Here is an 18003-nt window from a genome sequence, read left to right on the forward strand (position 1 = left end):
GGTTAGAATACCTGCCTGTCACGCAGGGGGTCGCGGGTTCGAGTCCCGTCCGTTCCGCCACTTATTAAGACATTAAGCCTGCCTTACTGGCAGGCTTAATGGCAAAAAAACTTTAGGGGCGTAGCTCAGTTGGTAGAGCACCGGTCTCCAAAACCGGGTGTCGCGAGTTCGAGTCTCTCCGCCCCTGCCATATAGAATCCTTTGCTTCGGCAAAGGATTTTTTTTGCCTGAAAGACTGTAAAAACATCTCTTCTTACTATTCAGCCAGCATTCCTGCTGGCTGATGTATCAATCCATTACATTGATTTTTAACAGATCTTTTATCTGCGACTGCTTATCACTGTTTTGCAGCCAAATCGCATACAGCGGTCTGGTAAGCGTGGTGGAATCCATTACGGTATGCAGCCCAGCTTTAGTGTCTGCCCAGCGAACAGGTAACCAGGTACAACCTCTCAGCAAGGGCAGTTGCTGACAGGCGATCTCTGCAGAGCTGGTCGTTAACTGTGGGACGTCATCAGGTGCAATCAAGCCCGTCTCATGCTGCTGAAAATCAGGCCCCCATTCCAGGCGCAAATAGGTCAGGTCTGCCTTCATCATCGAAGGTTCAGAGGCATAAAGCGCCAGGCCAAACTGGCCCACAATCTGGCTGCTAAATTCGTCCATCTTGGGGGCTTCGGTTGTGATAAGAAGATCAAGCTGGCGCTCATGAAGTTGCTTAACCAGCGACTGCCGTTGCGCAATCCTGGCTTCAAATTGCAGGTGGCTATGAGATTGATAAAGCCGGGTAAGCCACTGACTTAGCATACATTCCCACAGGGAAGCGCTGGCCCCTATCGAGAACTCATTATGCCTCGAAGTATGTGCAACCTCTTTGCGTGCCGCCTGCCAGGTATTCATCAGCGTTTCTGCGTACGGCAGTAGTTTTTCGCCGGCGGGCGTGAGGCGGATATTGTTGCGATGGCGGGTAAAAAGATTCACACCCAGTTGATTTTCCAGCTGTCGAATACGAAAACTGACTGCTGACTGCGTCAGGTAAAGGGCTTCAGCTGCTCGCCCAAAGTGGCGTGTTCTGCTCACTTCAAGGAAAGTTTTAAGCAATTCCGTATCCACATCTTTCTCCGCAAAATTATTTGTCGTTATGATTTAAATGTTTTGTTTTACACTCTGTCAAGCGTAACTAATACTCCGCGCCATAAATAGCTCGGCCAAAGAATTAGGAGCGTGTAGGATGGCGGAAAGCTTTACGACGACTAATCGTTTTTTCGACAATAAACATTATCCGCGCGGGTTCTCTCGTCACGGCGATTTCACCATCAAAGAAGCTCAACTGCTTGAGCGCCATGGTTATGCCTTTAACGAGCTGGATCTGGGCAAGCGTGAGCCTGCTACTGAAGACGAAAAACAGTTTGTTTCTGTTTGCCGTGGTGAGCGTGAGCCGCAGTCTGAAGCGGAACGTGTATGGATCAAGTATATGGCACGCATTAAGCGTCCAAAGCGCTTCCATACGCTGTCTGGCGGTAAGCCGCAGATGGAAGGTGCAGAAGACTACACCGAGTCTGATGACTAAGATGATAAGAAGGGGCTACGGCCCCTTTTTTTATGCCAGCAACTTCTGCAGGTGCAGCAGCAAACGATCGATAGCGCGGTAACTCAGCGCCTCCTGCAAGTGTTTCCTCTCAATGTCAGTACATCCCTCCACGTCAGCAATGGTTCTGGCCACTTTTAGCAAACGTTGCCACGCTCGTATAGACAGCCCAAAGCGCGTCAACGTCTCCTCAAGCCATCCTGCATCTTCACTGTTAAGCGAACAAAACTGCCGGATCCCGGCATTATCAAGCCGAGCATTCAGCCTGTTTTGACGGGCGTATTGTCGTGCCTGGGCAGCGATCACCCGCTCGCGCACTTTTACTGAGCTCTCACCCGTTATGCCCGTCTGCCTGAGCAGGCCCGGCGGCGGGAGGGGGATTTCGAGGGATAAATCGAAACGGTCGAGGAATGGGCCGGAAAGCTTTCCCAGATAGCGCAGCGTCTGCTCTGGCGTACAGCGGTTATGGTTGCCCTGATAATGCCCCGTGGGGCTGGGGTTCATCGCAGCGACCAGTTGAAACTGCGCGGGATAGCTTATTTTGGCCCGCGTGCGCGAGATATGTATTTCTCCAGATTCAATAGGTTCTCTCAGTGCATCCAGCACGCGACGCTCAAACTCAGGCAACTCATCAAGAAACAGAATGCCATTGTGTGCCAGTGAGATCTCACCCGGTCCGGGGATAGACCCACCGCCGACCATTGCCGTCAGAGAAGCGCTATGATGTGGGGAACGAAAAGGGCGACGGCGCCACTGTTTTTGCAACGATGCCGAACTGATGAGGCTATATATGGCAGCGCTTTCCAGCGCTTCATGATTATTGAGCGGCGGGAGCAACCCACTCAGCCTGCTCGCCAGCATCGTTTTACCTGTACCAGGCGGGCCAATCAGCAGGAGATTGTGTCCGCCTGCAGCCGTAATCTCCAGCGCCCGTTTACCTTGCTCCTGTCCCATGATCTCACTGAGATCTTCTGGCACATCTGCTACAGCCTCGTCGCACTCCTCCGGCTCGGACAGTTCATGTCGGCCTTCCAGCCAGGCACACACTTCCTGAAGATGCCCGGCGATGAGGCACCCCTTTTCGGCAATAAGACTCACTTCTGATGCGTTTTCATTGGCGACAATGATTTGCCGCCCTGCACGAATGGCTTCCAGCGCTCCCGATATCGCACCGGGAACGCCTCTCAATGCGCCTGTGAGCGCGAGTTCACCCACGAACTCGTACGAGCCTAGCCTGGTCGTAGTAAGCTGCTCAGAAGCCGCGAGAAGCGCAATTGCGATAGGTAAATCGTATCGCCCGCCCTCTTTGGGCAGATCGGCGGGGGCAAGGTTGATGGTGATCTTCTTCGCGGGGAAGGTATAACCGCTATTTATTATTGCGCTGCGAACGCGATCCCTGGCCTCTTTAACCGTCGTTTCAGGTAACCCGACAAGCGTGAGTCCGGGCAGCCCATTACTCAAATGAACCTCTACGGAAACAAGCGGTGCCTTTACCCCGAGAGCCGCACGCGTATAAACAACTGACAGTGACATTTGCACTACCTCCTGGTGTCACTATGCCAGTACGCGTTATGCCTGTTTAGCGCTATTTAGCGAATTTACGCTGCCTGTTCAGGGATTTTAAAAGCACACTGAAACTATTGCACAATCGTGGAACCCTCCTCGCAGAGCGAAAAAAAACCTGTTTTGACGGTTAGCGGAGGAGTAAAAAAGTGAAAAATATTCATTTTCTAATTTCCGTATATAAAACAACGATTTTAAGAAATATGATTCGCGGGCTAACCAAATCCGTCATAAATAAATCTTGTGTTTGATTGAAAAACTGTGATAACTCTTTAGGTATTCCTTCGAACAAGATGCAAAAAGAACTGAAAATGACAGCCCTTCTACGAGTGATTAGCCTGGTCGTGATTAGCGTGGTGGTGATTATTATCCCACCGTGCGGGGCTGCACTTGGACGAGGAAAGGCTTAGAAATCAAGCCTTAACGAACTAAGACCCCCGCACCGAAAGGTCCGGGGGTTTTTTTATGACTAAAAAACGTAAATGAGGAGCAGAGAATGACAAGTAGCACAAAATTCTGTTTCTCCCGATTTATGACGGGGAACTAACTATGAATGGGGCACAGTGGGTAGTACATGCGTTGCGCGCGCAGGGAGTCGAGACAGTATTCGGTTATCCGGGTGGCGCAATTATGCCGATTTACGATGCACTGTATGACGGCGGCGTGGAGCACCTGTTGTGCCGACACGAGCAGGGCGCAGCGATGGCCGCCATCGGTTATGCCCGTGCCACCGGTAAAACCGGTGTCTGTATGGCGACCTCAGGTCCGGGCGCAACGAACCTGATCACCGGTCTGGCTGATGCACTGCTGGATTCTGTTCCCGTTGTTGCCATCACCGGACAGGTTGCCTCTCCGTTCATCGGCACCGACGCGTTCCAGGAAGTCGATGTACTCGGTTTATCGCTGGCCTGCACCAAACACAGTTTTCTCGTTCAGTCACTGGAAGAGCTGCCGCGCGTAATGGCAGAAGCATTCGAGGTTGCCAGCTCCGGTCGCCCTGGTCCGGTTCTGGTCGATATCCCGAAAGATATCCAGGTCGCACACGGCGAACTGGAGCCGCACTTCTCCACCGTTGGAAACGACGACGCGTTTCCGCATGCGGAAGTTGAAGAGGCGCGTCAGATGCTGGTGCAGGCGAAACAGCCGATGCTGTACGTTGGCGGTGGCGTAGGCATGGCGCAGGCGGTTCCTGCCCTGCGCGAATTTATCGCGGCAACGCAAATGCCTGCCACCTGCACGCTGAAAGGGTTGGGTGCGGTAGATGCCGATTACCCCTACTATCTGGGCATGCTGGGGATGCACGGCACCAAAGCGGCAAACCTGGCGGTGCAGGCGTGCGATCTGCTCATCGCCGTCGGTGCCCGTTTTGACGACCGCGTCACCGGTAAGCTGAATACCTTTGCGCCGAACGCCAAAGTTATCCATATGGATATCGACCCGGCGGAGATGAACAAGCTGCGTCAGGCGCACGTCGCGCTGCAGGGCGATCTCAACGCGCTGTTACCGGCATTGCAGCAGCCGCTGGATATCAACGCATGGCGTCAGCATACCGCCGATATGCGCGCTGAACACGCCTGGCGTTACGACCATCCCGGCGAGGCCATCTACGCGCCGCTGCTGTTGAAGCAGTTGTCCGACCGTAAGCCCGCCGACAGCGTGGTGACGACCGATGTCGGCCAGCATCAGATGTGGTCCGCCCAGCACATGACCTACACCCGTCCGGAAAACTTCATCACTTCCAGCGGGTTAGGGACGATGGGCTTCGGTCTGCCAGCCGCGGTTGGCGCACAGGTTGCCCGCCCGAACGATACCGTTATCTGTATCTCCGGTGACGGCTCCTTCATGATGAACGTTCAGGAGCTCGGCACCGTGAAGCGCAAGCAGTTACCGCTGAAGATCGTGTTGCTCGATAACCAGCGTTTAGGGATGGTTCGCCAGTGGCAACAGCTGTTCTTCCAGGAACGTTACAGTGAAACCACCCTGACCGATAACCCCGATTTCCTCACCCTGGCCAGCGCCTTCGGCATTCCTGGCCAGCACATCACCCGTAAAGACCAGGTTGAAGCGGCACTCGACACCATGCTGTCAAGCGAAGGGCCATACCTGCTTCATGTCTCAATCGACGAGCTTGAGAACGTCTGGCCGTTGGTACCGCCCGGTGCCAGTAACTCACAAATGCTGGAGAAATTATCATGATGCAACATCAGGTCGCCGTGCAGGCTCGCTTCAACCCGGAAACATTAGAACGCGTTTTGCGCGTGGTGCGCCATCGTGGTTTTCAGATTTGCTCTATGAATATGGAGACGGCCACCGACGCGCAAAACATCAGTATCGAATTAACCGTTGCCAGCCCGCGGCCGGTCGACTTACTGTTTAGTCAGTTATCAAAGCTGGTAGACGTTGCCCATGTTGCCATCTGCCAGAGCACAACCACATCACAACAAATCCGCGCTTAAGCGTGACAGGACGAAAAAATGACGACAAAAAAAGCTGATTACATTTGGTTCAATGGTGAGATGGTTCGCTGGGAGGACGCGAAGGTCCACGTGATGTCCCACGCGCTGCATTACGGTACCTCCGTGTTTGAAGGCATCCGCTGCTACGATTCTCACAAAGGGCCAGTGGTGTTCCGCCATCGCGAACATATGCAGCGTCTGCATGACTCAGCCAAAATTTATCGTTTCCCGGTTTCTCAGAGCGTGGATGAGCTGATGGAAGCCTGCCGCGACGTGATCCGTAAGAACAACCTGACTAGCGCCTATATTCGTCCGCTGGTCTTCGTGGGTGACGTCGGTATGGGCGTGAACCCGCCAGCCGGTTACAACACCGATGTGATCATTGCCGCGTTCCCATGGGGTGCCTACCTGGGTGCTGAAGCCCTGGAGCAGGGGATCGACGCAATGGTCTCTTCCTGGAACCGCGTTGCACCAAACACCATCCCGACCGCGGCGAAAGCGGGCGGTAACTACCTTTCTTCCCTGCTGGTCGGCAGCGAAGCGCGCCGTCACGGCTACCAGGAAGGTATCGCGCTCGACGTGAATGGCTACATCTCCGAAGGCGCAGGTGAAAACCTGTTTGAAGTGAAAGACGGCATTCTGTTTACGCCGCCATTCACCTCGTCCGCGCTGCCGGGCATCACCCGTGATGCCATCATCAAGCTGGCGAAAGATCTGGGTATCGAAGTGCGCGAGCAGGTGCTGTCCCGCGAATCCCTGTACCTGGCCGATGAAGTGTTTATGTCCGGTACCGCGGCTGAAATCACCCCGGTGCGCAGCGTAGACGGCATTCAGGTGGGCGAGGGCCGCTGTGGCCCGGTCACCAAACGCATTCAGCAAGCGTTCTTTGGCCTCTTCACCGGCGAGACAGAAGATAAATACGGCTGGTTGGATCAGGTTAATCACTAAATATAAATTTGGGACGGCACGCACCGTCCCATTACATAGTCAGACGGGAGTAAATAAAGCATGCCTAAGTATCGTTCAGCCACCACCACCCACGGCCGTAACATGGCCGGTGCCCGCGCGCTGTGGCGCGCCACCGGAATGACCGACGCCGATTTCGGCAAGCCAATTATCGCCGTGGTGAACTCCTTCACCCAGTTCGTACCGGGCCACGTGCACCTGCGCGATCTCGGTAAGCTGGTTGCCGAGCAAATCGAAGCCTCCGGCGGCGTGGCGAAAGAGTTCAACACCATTGCGGTGGATGACGGTATCGCGATGGGCCATGGGGGCATGCTCTATTCACTGCCGTCGCGCGAGCTGATCGCCGACTCGGTAGAGTACATGGTTAACGCCCACTGCGCCGATGCGATGGTCTGTATCTCCAACTGCGACAAAATCACCCCGGGGATGCTGATGGCCTCCCTGCGCCTGAACATTCCGGTGATCTTCGTCTCCGGTGGCCCGATGGAAGCGGGGAAAACCAAGCTCTCCGACAAAATCATCAAGCTCGACCTGGTCGATGCGATGATTCAGGGCGCGGACCCGAAAGTCTCTGACGAGCAGAGTGACCAGGTGGAGCGCTCCGCGTGCCCGACCTGCGGCTCCTGTTCCGGTATGTTCACGGCGAACTCCATGAACTGCCTGACCGAAGCGCTGGGCCTCTCTCAGCCGGGCAACGGCTCGCTGCTGGCGACCCACGCCGACCGTAAGCAGCTGTTCCTCAGTGCTGGTAAACGCATCGTTGAGCTGACTAAGCGCTACTACGAGCAGGACGACACCAGCGCGCTGCCGCGCAGCATCGCCAGCAAAGCGGCGTTCGAGAACGCCATGACCCTGGACATCGCCATGGGTGGTTCCACCAACACCGTTCTGCACCTGCTGGCCGCCGCGCAGGAAGCCGAAATCGACTTCACCATGAGCGACATCGACAGGCTCTCCCGTAAAGTGCCGCAGCTGTGTAAGGTCGCACCGAGTACCCAGAAGTACCATATGGAAGACGTGCATCGCGCGGGTGGCGTCATCGGTATCCTCGGCGAGCTGGATCGCGCCGGGCTGCTGAACCGTGACGTGAAAAACGTGCTTGGCCTGTCGCTGCCTGAGTCGCTGAACCAGTACGACGTGATGCTGACCAAAGACGACGCGGTGAAAAAGATGTTCCGCGCGGGCCCTGCTGGTATTCGTACTACCCAGGCGTTCTCGCAGGACTGCCGCTGGGATACCCTGGACGATGACCGCGCTGAAGGCTGCATCCGCTCGCTGGAGCATGCCTATAGCAAAGACGGCGGCCTGGCCGTGCTGTACGGTAACTTTGCGGAAAATGGCTGCATCGTGAAGACCGCTGGCGTGGACGACAGCATCCTGAAATTCACCGGTCCGGCGAAGGTGTACGAAAGCCAGGATGAAGCGGTAGACGCCATCCTCGGCGGCAAAGTGGTGGAAGGCGACGTGGTGGTCATTCGCTACGAAGGTCCAAAAGGCGGGCCGGGCATGCAGGAGATGCTCTACCCGACCACCTTCCTGAAATCCATGGGCCTCGGTAAAGCCTGTGCGCTGATCACCGACGGTCGTTTCTCCGGCGGGACCTCTGGTCTCTCCATCGGTCACGTTTCGCCGGAAGCGGCAAGCGGCGGCAACATCGCCATCATCGAAGACGGCGACCTGATCGAAATAGACATTCCGAATCGCGGCATTCAGCTCAAGCTGAGCGACCAGGAGATCGCGGCGCGTCGTGAAGCGCAGGAAGCGCGCGGCGATAAAGCCTGGACGCCGAAAGACCGCCAGCGTGAAGTTTCCTTCGCCCTGCGCGCCTACGCGAGCCTTGCCACCAGTGCAGATAAAGGCGCGGTGCGCGATAAATCTAAACTTGGGGGCTAACGATGGCCGAGTCGCAACCCTTATCCGCCGCCCCCGAGGGGGCGGAATATCTCAGGGCGGTGCTTCGCGCGCCGGTCTATGAAGCCGTGCAGGTCACTCCCCTGCAGAAAATGGAAAAACTCTCTTCGCGCCTCGACAACGTCATCCTGGTGAAGCGCGAAGACCGCCAGCCGGTGCACAGCTTCAAGCTGCGCGGTGCCTACGCGATGATGGCCGGGCTGACCGACGAGCAGAAAGCGCGCGGGGTGATTACCGCATCGGCGGGCAACCACGCGCAGGGCGTGGCGTTCTCGTCTGCCCGTCTGGGGCTGAAAGCGCTGATCGTGATGCCGGTTGCTACCGCCGATATCAAGGTCGACGCGGTGCGCGGTTTCGGCGGCGAAGTCTTGCTCCACGGGGCCAACTTTGACGAAGCAAAAGCCAAAGCGATTGAACTGGCGCAGCAGCAGGGGTTCACCTGGGTGCCGCCGTTCGACCACCCGATGGTGATTGCCGGGCAGGGGACGCTGGCGCTGGAGCTGCTGCAGCAGGATGCCCATCTCGACCGCGTCTTTGTCCCGGTGGGCGGCGGTGGTTTAGCCGCAGGCGTGGCGGTGCTGATCAAACAGCTGATGCCGCAGATCAAAGTCATTGCCGTGGAAGCGGAAGACTCCGCCTGCCTGAAAGCGGCGCTGGATGCCGGGCATCCGGTCGACCTGCCGCGCGTCGGGCTGTTTGCCGAGGGCGTGGCGGTGAAGCGCATTGGCGACGAAACGTTCCGCCTGTGCCGGGAATATCTCGACGATATCGTCACGGTGGATAGCGATGCGATCTGCGCGGCGATGAAGGATCTGTTCGAAGACGTGCGTGCGGTGGCGGAACCCTCCGGCGCGCTGGCGCTGGCGGGCATGAAAAAATACATCGCGCAGCACAACATTCGCGGCGAGCGTCTGGCGCACGTGCTTTCCGGTGCCAACGTGAACTTCCACGGTCTTCGCTACGTGTCCGAGCGCTGCGAGCTGGGCGAACAGCGTGAAGCGCTGCTGGCGGTGACCATTCCGGAAGAGAAGGGCAGCTTCCTGAAGTTCTGTCAGCTGCTGGGCGGTCGTTCGGTGACGGAGTTTAACTACCGTTTTGCCGATGCTAAAGACGCCTGTATTTTTGTCGGCGTGCGTCTGAGCCGCGGCGTGGAGGAGCGCAAAGAGATCCTCAGCCTGCTGCATGAGGGCGGCTATAGCGTAGTCGATCTCTCCGACGACGAGATGGCGAAGCTGCACGTGCGTTACATGGTCGGTGGTCGTCCTTCGAAGCCGCTCAGGGAACGCCTGTTCAGCTTTGAGTTCCCGGAATCGCCGGGCGCGTTGCTCAAGTTCCTGCACACGCTGGGCACGCACTGGAACATCTCTCTGTTCCACTACCGCAGCCACGGCACCGACTACGGCCGCGTGCTGGCGGCGTTCGAACTGGGCGAGCACGAGCCGGATTTCGAAACGCGGCTGAACGAGCTGGGCTACGAGTGCCATGACGAAACCCACAACCCGGCGTTCCGCTTCTTCCTGGCAGGCTAAGGGCTGAGCGGCATGTAGGCCGGGTAAGCGCAGCGCCACCCGGCTTTAGTGGTTCGGCAGTATCGTCCAGAACGCATCAATAAGCGGCTCATGCAGCCGCTTTTTTTGTGCGCACACGCCAAGCTCAAACGGCGTTTTCTCGTCGCTGCGCTCTAAAATCATCACGCGATTGCGCACCGGCTCCGGGCTGTTGTCCAGCACCACTTCCGGCAGCAGCGCCACGCCGCAGCCCAGCGCCACCATCGACACCATCGCCTCATGGCCGCTGACGGTGGCGTAAATCGACGGGTTGCTGATTTTCTGACGGCGGAACCACAGCTCAATGCGGCGGCGAACCGGGCCCTGATCGGCCATGATAAACGGCACCGTGGACCAGTCCGGTTTTTCCACCGATACCTGGTTACGCACCGGGCAGGGCAGCGCCGGGGCAATCAACACCACCGCCAGATTTTCCAGCATCGAGAACGCTACCGCGCCCGGCAGGGTTTCCGGCTTCCCGGCAATGGCGAGATCCGCTTCGCCTGTCACCACTTTTTCCATCGCGTCGGCAGCGTCGCCGGTAGTGAGCTTAATTTCAACCGACGGATGCGCCGCGCGAAAGCGGTCAAGGATGGGCGGCAGATGGCTGTAGGCGGCGGTCACGGAGCAGAAAATATGCAGCTCACCGGAGAGTGACGGCCCCTGCTGATCGATAGAGTGCCGCAGCTGCTGGTACTGCAACAGCGTCTGCTGGGCAAAAATACGCAGCTCTTCGCCCGCTTCCGTGAGGGTGACGGTGCGGTTATCGCGCACGAACAGCGGCTGGCCGAGGTCTTCCTCAAGGCGCTGGATCTGGCGCGAAAGCGTGGAGGGGCTGACGTGCATCGCCCGGGCGCTGCGGCCAAAGTGACGGCTTTCCGCCAGGTGCAGGAACATTTTCAGATCGCGTAAATCCACCGATTCCACTCCCTCTTTTTACATTGCATAAATTGCAATGTGACGTTGTGAATATATCAATTTCCGCAATAAATTTCCTGTTGTAATGTGGGTACATTCTCGCTGAAACGCGAACCGAACAATAAGACACACAACATCACGAGGTATCACCCATGGCTAACTACTTTAATACACTGAACTTGCGCCAGCAGCTGGCGCAGCTGGGCAAATGCCGCTTCATGGCGCGCGATGAATTTGCCGATGGCGCGAGCTACCTTCAGGGTAAAAAAGTGGTCATCGTCGGCTGTGGCGCACAGGGTCTGAACCAGGGCCTGAACATGCGTGACTCCGGTCTGGATATCTCCTACGCCCTGCGCAAAGAAGCGATTGCCGAGAAGCGTGCCTCCTGGCGCAAAGCGACCGAAAATGGCTTCAAAGTGGGTACCTACGAAGAGCTGATCCCGCAGGCGGATCTGGTGGTTAACCTGACGCCGGACAAGCAGCACTCAGACGTTGTGCGTTCCGTACAGCCGCTGATGAAAGACGGCGCGGCGCTGGGTTACTCCCACGGCTTCAACATCGTTGAAGTGGGCGAGCAGATCCGTAAAGACATCACCGTAGTGATGGTGGCACCGAAGTGCCCGGGTACCGAAGTCCGTGAAGAGTACAAACGTGGCTTCGGCGTGCCGACGCTGATCGCGGTTCACCCGGAAAACGATCCGAAAGGCGAAGGCATGGCGATTGCCAAGGCATGGGCAGCGGCGACCGGCGGCCACCGTGCGGGCGTGCTGGAATCGTCCTTCGTTGCCGAAGTGAAATCCGACCTGATGGGCGAGCAGACCATTCTGTGCGGCATGCTGCAGGCCGGTTCTCTGCTGTGCTTCGATAAGCTGGTTGAAGAGGGCACCGACCCGGCATACGCGGAAAAACTGATTCAGTTCGGCTGGGAAACCATCACCGAAGCGCTGAAGCAGGGCGGTATTACGCTGATGATGGACCGTCTGTCCAATCCGGCAAAACTGCGTGCTTACGCGCTGTCTGAACAGCTGAAAACCATCATGGCGCCACTGTTCCAGAAACATATGGACGACATCATTTCCGGCGAGTTCTCTTCCGGCATGATGGCTGACTGGGCGAACGACGATAAGAAACTGCTGACCTGGCGTGAAGAGACCGGTAAGACCGCGTTCGAAACCGCGCCACAGTACGAAGGTAAAATCGGCGAGCAGGAGTACTTCGATAAAGGCGTGCTGATGATCGCGATGGTGAAAGCAGGCGTTGAGCTGGCGTTCGAAACCATGGTGGATTCCGGCATCATTGAAGAGTCTGCGTACTACGAATCACTGCACGAGCTGCCGCTGATCGCGAACACCATCGCCCGTAAGCGTCTGTACGAAATGAACGTGGTTATCTCTGATACTGCAGAATACGGTAACTACCTGTTCTCTTACGCCTGCGTACCGCTGCTGAAAGAGTTTATGACCACTCTGCAGCCGGGCGATCTGGGTAAAGCGATTGCAGAAGGTGCCGTGGACAACGCGCAGCTGCGCGATGTGAACGAAGCGATTCGCAGCCACCAGATCGAGAAAGTGGGTCACAAACTGCGTGGCTACATGACCGACATGAAGCGTATCGCGGTAGCGGGTTAACAACTTTGTCGGGTGGCGCTTTGCTTACCCGACCTACAAAACCGTAAGATGTAGGCCGGGTAAGGCGCAGCCGCCACCCGGCTTGTTTATTTGCGGTACAGCACTTTAATCACGTGGTAGCCGAACTGCGTGTGCAGCGGGCCGGTTGGCTCCAGCACCGGGCAGGAGAAGACCACTTTATCGAATGCCGGTACCATCTGACCCTGGCGGAATTCACCCAGATCGCCGCCGCGTTTGCCTGACGGACAGATAGAGTGCTTCTTCGCCAGCTTGCCGAAGTCGGCGCCGTTTTTGATCTGCTCCAGAAGATCCAGAGCCAGTTTCTCTTCTTTAACAAGAATATGCAGTGCTGCTGCTGTTTTTGCCATGATCGTGCCTTGAGTGGTATGGATTAGGCTCGCTATACTACCACGCTGTTATTCTCCCCTCCTGACTTTCATTGAGCGATCATTTATGCGTTTAAACCCCGGACAACAACAAGCCGTCGAATTTGTCACCGGACCGTGTCTGGTGCTGGCGGGTGCAGGATCCGGCAAAACGCGCGTTATCACCAATAAGATTGCGCACCTGATCCGCGGCTGTGGCTATCAGGCCCGGCACATTGCGGCGGTAACCTTTACCAATAAAGCGGCGCGTGAGATGAAAGAGCGTGTCGGCCAGACGCTGGGACGAAAAGAGGCGCGCGGCCTGATGATCTCCACCTTCCACACGCTGGGGCTGGATATCATTAAACGCGAGTATGCTGCGCTGGGAATGAAGTCCAACTTCTCGCTCTTCGATGACACCGACCAGGTGGCGTTGCTCAAAGAGCTCACCGAGGGGTTGATCGAAGATGACAAGGTGCTGTTGCAGCAGCTGATCTCAACGATCTCAAACTGGAAAAACGATCTGATGACCCCGGCCCAGGCCGCGGCGATCGCCAAAGGCGAACGGGATCGGATCTTCGCCCACTGCTACGGTCTGTACGATGCACATATGAAAGCGTGCAACGTGCTGGACTTTGACGACCTGATTCTGCTGCCCACGCTGCTGCTGCAGCGGAACGAAGAGGTTCGCGAGCGCTGGCAGAACAAAATCCGTTACCTGCTGGTGGATGAGTATCAGGACACCAACACCAGCCAGTACGAGCTGGTGAAGCTGCTGGTGGGGCAGCGCGCGCGTTTCACAGTTGTCGGCGACGACGACCAGTCAATTTACTCCTGGCGCGGCGCGCGTCCGCAAAACCTGGTGCTGCTGAGCAAAGATTTTCCCGCTCTGCAGGTGATTAAGCTGGAGCAAAACTACCGCTCCTCCGGGCGTATCCTGAAAGCGGCAAATATCCTGATCGCCAATAACCCGCATGTGTTTGAGAAGCGTCTCTTCTCCGAGCTGGGTTACGGTACTGAATTGAAGGTGCTCAGCGCCAATAATGAAGAGCATGAGGCGGAGCGCGTGACGGGCGAATTGATCGCCCACCACTTCGTCAATAAAACCGAATATAAGGATTACGCGATCCTCTATCGCGGCAATCACCAGTCGCGCGTCTTTGAAAAGATGCTGATGCAGAACCGCATTCCGTACAAAATCTCGGGCGGTACGTCGTTCTTCTCACGGCCAGAGATTAAAGATCTGCTGGCCTATCTGCGCGTGCTCACGAACCCGGATGACGACAGCGCGTTTCTGCGCATCGTGAATACGCCGAAGCGCGAGATTGGCCCGGCGACGCTGCAAAAGCTGGGCGAGTGGGCGATGACGCGTAATAAAAGCCTGTTTACCGCCAGCTTCGACATGGGGCTGAGCCAGACGTTAACCGGTCGCGGCTATGATTCGCTAACGCGATTCACCCACTGGCTCGGCGAAGTGCAGCGTCTCGCGGAGCGCGAGCCGGTGGCGGCGGTGCGCGATCTTATTCACGGCATCGACTATGAGTCCTGGCTGTACGAAACCTCGGCCAGCCCGAAAGCGGCTGAGATGCGGATGAAAAACGTTAACCAGCTCTTCAGCTGGATGACCGAAATGCTGGAGGGCTCTGAAATCGACGAGCCGATGACCCTGACGCAGGTCGTCACCCGCTTTACCCTGCGCGACATGATGGAGCGTGGCGAGAGCGAAGAAGAGGCCGATCAGGTACAGCTGATGACGCTGCACGCGTCAAAAGGTCTGGAGTTCCCGTATGTCTATCTGGTTGGTATGGAAGAGGGGTTGTTACCGCATCAGAGCAGCATTGATGAAGACAACGTCGACGAGGAGCGCCGCCTGGCCTACGTGGGGATCACCCGTGCGCAGAAAGAGCTGACGTTCACGCTGTGTAAAGAGCGCCGTCAGTATGGCGAACTCGTCCGCCCGGAGCCGAGCCGTTTCCTGCTGGAGCTGCCGCAGGATGACCTGATCTGGGAACAGGAACGCAAAGTGATTACCGCAGAAGAGCGGATGCATAAGGGGCAGGCTAACGTGGCGAACATTCGCGCCATGCTGGCAAAAGCCAAAGAGAAAGGATAATGATGAGTAGGCCGGATAAGGCGAAGCCGCCACCCGGCAATGTTCAGCGTATTACTTCACTTCCAGCACCCAGTGCACATAGCTCTGCCACTGGCACTCCTGCTCGATCATCTCTGCCCCAAGCGGGTGACGCTCAATCCAGTTTTCCGGCAGCGTCAGCGACAGTTTTTCGTCATCGGCCACCAGATTGATTGCAGGCAGCAAATCATCGCGACGGCGGCTGGCAAAGAGAATCGCCAGACGCAGCAGGCGGCACAGATGCTCGGCCACGCGCGGCGGTACGGCGTTTTGCTGATGCAAAGATGAGAGATCAACGGCGTTGGTCTGGTTCAGCAGCAGCGTTGCCAGCAGCTTTTTCTGTGCGGGCGTGTAGCCCGGTAAATCCAGGTTGCGAACCAGATACGCTGCGTGAGCGGGGGCCTGCTTAAAATCAATGCTCAGCCCCACTTCATGCAGCGCACAGGCGCTCAGCAGTAAATCGCGGCTCAGATGATCAAGATCCCAGACGTTAGCGACCTGATCGGCGAAGCGAGATGCCAGCTGCGATACGCGTCCTGCCTGATCGATATCGACCAGAAAACGACGCTGTACGTTGCGCAGGGTTCGGCTGCGGATATCCTGATCGACCGACAGATGCAGCATCCCGTAGACCAGACCTTCGCGCAGCGCGCCGCCGGCAAGGGTCATACACTGGATGTTGAGCTCGGTGAAAATGGCGATCAGAATGGCCAGCCCGCTCGGGAAGACCAGCGCGCGTTCCAGCGTCAGGCCTTCAATTTCCAGTTCTTCCAGGCGTCCGCACTGGATGGCGCGCTGTTTTAGCTGCTGAAGTTTGGCAAGCGTAATCCGCTCGTCCATTCCCTGCGCCATCATGATTTCCTGCAGGGCCTGCACGGTCCCCGACGCACCCACGCACACTTTCCAGCCGTGATAGCGCAGTTCGTCCATCACGGGACGTAATACCTCGCGCGCGGCATTTTCTGCCTCGTCGAAGTTCTCTTTACCCAGATTACGATCGGTAAAATAGCGCTCAAGCCAGGTCACGCAGCCCATCGACAGGCTGAACAGCGACGTAGCCTGCGCGCCGGTGCCGGTCACCAGCTCGGTACTGGCTCCGCCGATATCCACCACCAGGCGGCGATCGTCACCCCCCGTGGTGTGTGCAACCCCCTGATAAATCAAGCGAGCTTCTTCTTCACCGCTAATAACCTGAACCGGGCAACCGAGAATCTCCTGCGCTCTGGCAATAAAATCCACGGCGTTAACCGCCAGGCGGAGTGTCGCAGTGGCGACAACGGTTATTTGGGCGTGCGGGATATCCTGCAGACGCTCGGCAAAGAGTCGCAGGCACTGCCAGCCACGTTCCATGGCTTCAGGCGAGAGGTGATTGTCGCTGCTCAGGCCCGCCGCGAGGCGGACCTTGCGCTTAATGCGCGTCAGCGTTTGTATGCTTCCCGCCACCTCGCGCACAACCAGCATATGAAAACTATTCGAACCGAGATCAATTGCCGCATAAAGCGTGGTGGAGCTGAGCATATTTTCTTAACCTGAACGACGACGATTACGCGGTGCGCCGCCTGAACGACGCGGACCATTGCCGGAGCGTGGGCGGGTAAGACGCTTAGGCGGCGGCAGTTCGCTTAACAGCGCTTCCGGATTGTATTTGCTCTGCGGAATAGAGTGACCGATGTAGGTCTCAATGGCCGGAAGGTTCAGCGCATACTCTTCACACGCAAGGCTAATAGAGTGACCGCTTGCGCCCGCACGACCGGTACGACCGATACGGTGTACGTAGTCTTCGCAGTCGTCTGGCAGATCGTAGTTAAAGACGTGCGTTACGGCTGGAATGTGTAAACCACGTGCAGCCACGTCGGTGGCGACCAGAATATCGAGATCGCCGCGGGTAAACTCTTCGAGAATACGCAGGCGTTTTTTCTGCGCCACGTCGCCGGTCAACAGGCCAACACGGTGACCATCGGCAGCCAGGTGGCCCCAGATGTCTTCACAACGGTGTTTGGTGTTGGCAAAGATGATGGCGCGATCTGGCCACTCTTCTTCAATCAGCGTTTGCAGCAGGCGCATTTTCTCTTCATTTGAAGGATAGAAGAGCTCTTCTTTAATGCGGTGACCCGTTTTCTGTTCCGGTTCCACTTCAACGTATTCGGCGTTGTTCATCTGTTCGAACGCCAGCTCGCGAACGCGGTAGGAGAGGGTTGCAGAGAACAGCATATTCAGGCGCTGATTAGCCGGAGGCATACGGCGGAACAGCCAGCGGATGTCTTTAATGAAGCCCAGATCGTACATGCGGTCAGCTTCATCGAGCACCACAACCTGGATGGCACCGAGGTTAATGTGGTTCTGTTTGGCGTAATCAATAAGACGGCCGGTGGTACCGATCAGGATATCCACACCGCTTTCCAGCACTTTCAGCTGCTTATCGTAGCCATCGCCGCCATAGGCCAGGCCCAGCTTCAGGCCGGTAGCCTGCGCCAGGGGTTCAGCGTCTGCGTGGATCTGTACCGCCAGTTCTCGCGTCGGGGCCATAATTAGCGCGCGCGGCTGGTTAACTTTGCGGTCTGCAATCGCTGGGTGAGAAAGTAAATAATGAAACGTTGACGTTAAAAACGCCATCGTTTTGCCGGTACCGGTTTGCGCCTGCCCGGCAACATCGCGTCCGGCCAGCGTCAGCGGCAGCGCGAGGGCCTGAATGGGCGTGCAGTTATGAAACCCTTTATTTTCAAGGGCTTCAATCACCTTCGGGTGCAGCGCGAAGTCGGAAAACTTCTGTTCTGTTAAATGTGTTTTGCTCATAGTGTGGTAGAATATCAGCTTACTATTGCTTTACGAAAGCGTATCCGGTGAAATAAAGTCAACCTTTAGTTGGTTAATGCGACATCAACGCGTCGTTGGTGGAGACAAAACCAACGTACCAGGCTTATTCCTGTGGAGTT

At 56.8% G+C, this 18003-nt stretch carries 16 protein-coding genes and 1 tRNA gene; 11 read left to right on the forward strand and 6 right to left on the reverse strand.

The features are described from left to right. The first annotated feature begins 114 nt into the window (after positions 1-114). Positions 115-190: transfer RNA gene (locus tag AA74_RS0108840), tRNA-Trp, on the forward strand. 98 nt (positions 191-288) lie between these two features. On the opposite strand, the gene hdfR is transcribed toward AA74_RS0108840, so the two are convergent. After that, entirely contained in the window at positions 289-1110 is an 822-nt protein-coding gene (gene hdfR / locus AA74_RS0108845) for an HTH-type transcriptional regulator HdfR (RefSeq protein WP_021242824.1), read from the reverse strand. Between the two features lie 118 nt (positions 1111-1228). Here hdfR and AA74_RS0108850 point away from each other — a divergent pair, with 118 nt between their 5' ends. After that, on the forward strand, positions 1229-1567 hold the full coding sequence (locus AA74_RS0108850) for a DUF413 domain-containing protein (protein ID WP_008501577.1): 339 nt from the start codon (positions 1229-1231) through the stop codon (positions 1565-1567). A gap of 30 nt (positions 1568-1597) precedes the next feature. Here the strand turns inward: AA74_RS0108850 and AA74_RS0108855 are convergent, their stop codons facing one another. Further along, complete coding sequence (locus tag AA74_RS0108855; RefSeq protein WP_025912229.1) at positions 1598-3118, reverse strand: YifB family Mg chelatase-like AAA ATPase; 1521 nt, start codon at positions 3116-3118, stop codon at positions 1598-1600. A 341-nt stretch (positions 3119-3459) separates the two neighbouring features. Between AA74_RS0108855 and ilvL the strand changes: the two genes are divergently transcribed. The 7 genes from ilvL (at position 3460) to ilvA (ending at position 10010) form a co-directional block, all read left to right on the forward strand. After that, positions 3460-3558 carry an ilv operon leader peptide gene (ilvL, locus tag AA74_RS1000000122755; protein WP_001311244.1) on the forward strand — a complete coding sequence of 33 codons (99 nt, stop codon included), beginning with the start codon at positions 3460-3462 and terminating at the stop codon, positions 3556-3558. A gap of 86 nt (positions 3559-3644) precedes the next feature. After that, a complete protein-coding gene (gene ilvX / locus AA74_RS1000000123615) occupies positions 3645-3695 on the forward strand; it encodes a peptide IlvX (protein ID WP_192930497.1) in 51 nt (16 codons plus the stop codon). Between the two features lie 2 nt (positions 3696-3697). Then, entirely contained in the window at positions 3698-5344 is a 1647-nt protein-coding gene (gene ilvG, locus AA74_RS0108860; RefSeq protein ID WP_025912230.1) for an acetolactate synthase 2 catalytic subunit, read from the forward strand. Beyond that, positions 5341-5604, forward strand: coding sequence for an acetolactate synthase 2 small subunit (gene ilvM, locus AA74_RS0108865; protein WP_003860184.1), 264 nt, complete (start codon positions 5341-5343; stop codon positions 5602-5604). Before ilvG ends, ilvM begins: the two co-directional genes overlap by 4 nt. An 18-nt stretch (positions 5605-5622) precedes the next feature. Further along, entirely contained in the window at positions 5623-6552 is a 930-nt protein-coding gene (ilvE, locus tag AA74_RS0108870) for a branched-chain-amino-acid transaminase (RefSeq protein ID WP_023326297.1), read from the forward strand. A gap of 60 nt (positions 6553-6612) precedes the next feature. Beyond that, entirely contained in the window at positions 6613-8463 is a 1851-nt protein-coding gene (gene ilvD, locus AA74_RS0108875; protein WP_025912231.1) for a dihydroxy-acid dehydratase, read from the forward strand. 2 nt (positions 8464-8465) lie between these two features. Beyond that, positions 8466-10010: a threonine ammonia-lyase, biosynthetic gene (gene ilvA / locus AA74_RS0108880; RefSeq protein ID WP_025912232.1), complete on the forward strand. Its 1545-nt coding sequence runs from the start codon at positions 8466-8468 to the stop codon at positions 10008-10010. A 45-nt stretch (positions 10011-10055) separates the two neighbouring features. On the opposite strand, the gene ilvY is transcribed toward ilvA, so the two are convergent. Further along, entirely contained in the window at positions 10056-10946 is an 891-nt protein-coding gene (gene ilvY / locus AA74_RS0108885) for an HTH-type transcriptional activator IlvY (protein WP_023293577.1), read from the reverse strand. 152 nt (positions 10947-11098) lie between these two features. Between ilvY and ilvC the strand changes: the two genes are divergently transcribed. Next, complete coding sequence (gene ilvC / locus AA74_RS0108890) at positions 11099-12574, forward strand: ketol-acid reductoisomerase (protein ID WP_008501571.1); 1476 nt, start codon at positions 11099-11101, stop codon at positions 12572-12574. Between the two features lie 86 nt (positions 12575-12660). Here ilvC and ppiC read toward each other — a convergent pair whose 3' ends face one another. Continuing rightward, on the reverse strand, positions 12661-12942 hold the full coding sequence (ppiC, locus tag AA74_RS0108895) for a peptidylprolyl isomerase PpiC (protein WP_008501570.1): 282 nt from the start codon (positions 12940-12942) through the stop codon (positions 12661-12663). An 85-nt stretch (positions 12943-13027) separates the two neighbouring features. Here ppiC and rep point away from each other — a divergent pair, with 85 nt between their 5' ends. Further along, complete coding sequence (gene rep / locus AA74_RS0108900) at positions 13028-15052, forward strand: DNA helicase Rep (RefSeq protein WP_008501569.1); 2025 nt, start codon at positions 13028-13030, stop codon at positions 15050-15052. A 51-nt stretch (positions 15053-15103) separates the two neighbouring features. Here the strand turns inward: rep and gppA are convergent, their stop codons facing one another. Both gppA and rhlB read right to left on the reverse strand, forming a co-directional pair. Continuing rightward, positions 15104-16588 (reverse strand): guanosine-5'-triphosphate,3'-diphosphate diphosphatase, encoded by a 1485-nt coding sequence (gppA, locus tag AA74_RS0108905; RefSeq protein ID WP_025912233.1) that lies wholly within the window; start codon positions 16586-16588, stop codon positions 15104-15106. Between the two features lie 6 nt (positions 16589-16594). Continuing rightward, entirely contained in the window at positions 16595-17863 is a 1269-nt protein-coding gene (gene rhlB / locus AA74_RS0108910; protein ID WP_021242834.1) for an ATP-dependent RNA helicase RhlB, read from the reverse strand. Positions 17864-18003: the final 140 nt, after the last annotated feature.

The organism is Enterobacter sp. 5-4 (assembly GCF_000612205.1).
Classification (GTDB): Bacteria; Pseudomonadota; Gammaproteobacteria; order Enterobacterales; family Enterobacteriaceae; genus Enterobacter; species Enterobacter roggenkampii.

Excerpts from the sequence above, each read along its gene's own strand:
- AA74_RS0108850 (WP_008501577.1), top strand. The coding sequence starts at position 1,229 with ATGGCGGAAAGCTTTACGACGACTAATCGTTTTTTCGACAATAAACAT.
- ilvL (WP_001311244.1), top strand. The coding sequence starts at position 3,460 with ATGACAGCCCTTCTACGAGTGATTAGCCTGGTCGTGATTAGCGTGGTG.
- ilvE (WP_023326297.1), top strand. The coding sequence starts at position 5,623 with ATGACGACAAAAAAAGCTGATTACATTTGGTTCAATGGTGAGATGGTT.
- ilvD (WP_025912231.1), top strand. The coding sequence starts at position 6,613 with ATGCCTAAGTATCGTTCAGCCACCACCACCCACGGCCGTAACATGGCC.
- ilvG (WP_025912230.1), top strand. The coding sequence starts at position 3,698 with ATGAATGGGGCACAGTGGGTAGTACATGCGTTGCGCGCGCAGGGAGTC.
- ppiC (WP_008501570.1), bottom strand. The coding sequence starts at position 12,942 with ATGGCAAAAACAGCAGCAGCACTGCATATTCTTGTTAAAGAAGAGAAA.
- rhlB (WP_021242834.1), bottom strand. The coding sequence starts at position 17,863 with ATGAGCAAAACACATTTAACAGAACAGAAGTTTTCCGACTTCGCGCTG.
- ilvC (WP_008501571.1), top strand. The coding sequence starts at position 11,099 with ATGGCTAACTACTTTAATACACTGAACTTGCGCCAGCAGCTGGCGCAG.
- AA74_RS0108855 (WP_025912229.1), bottom strand. The coding sequence starts at position 3,118 with ATGTCACTGTCAGTTGTTTATACGCGTGCGGCTCTCGGGGTAAAGGCA.
- ilvM (WP_003860184.1), top strand. The coding sequence starts at position 5,341 with ATGATGCAACATCAGGTCGCCGTGCAGGCTCGCTTCAACCCGGAAACA.
- gppA (WP_025912233.1), bottom strand. The coding sequence starts at position 16,588 with ATGCTCAGCTCCACCACGCTTTATGCGGCAATTGATCTCGGTTCGAAT.
- ilvA (WP_025912232.1), top strand. The coding sequence starts at position 8,466 with ATGGCCGAGTCGCAACCCTTATCCGCCGCCCCCGAGGGGGCGGAATAT.
- rep (WP_008501569.1), top strand. The coding sequence starts at position 13,028 with ATGCGTTTAAACCCCGGACAACAACAAGCCGTCGAATTTGTCACCGGA.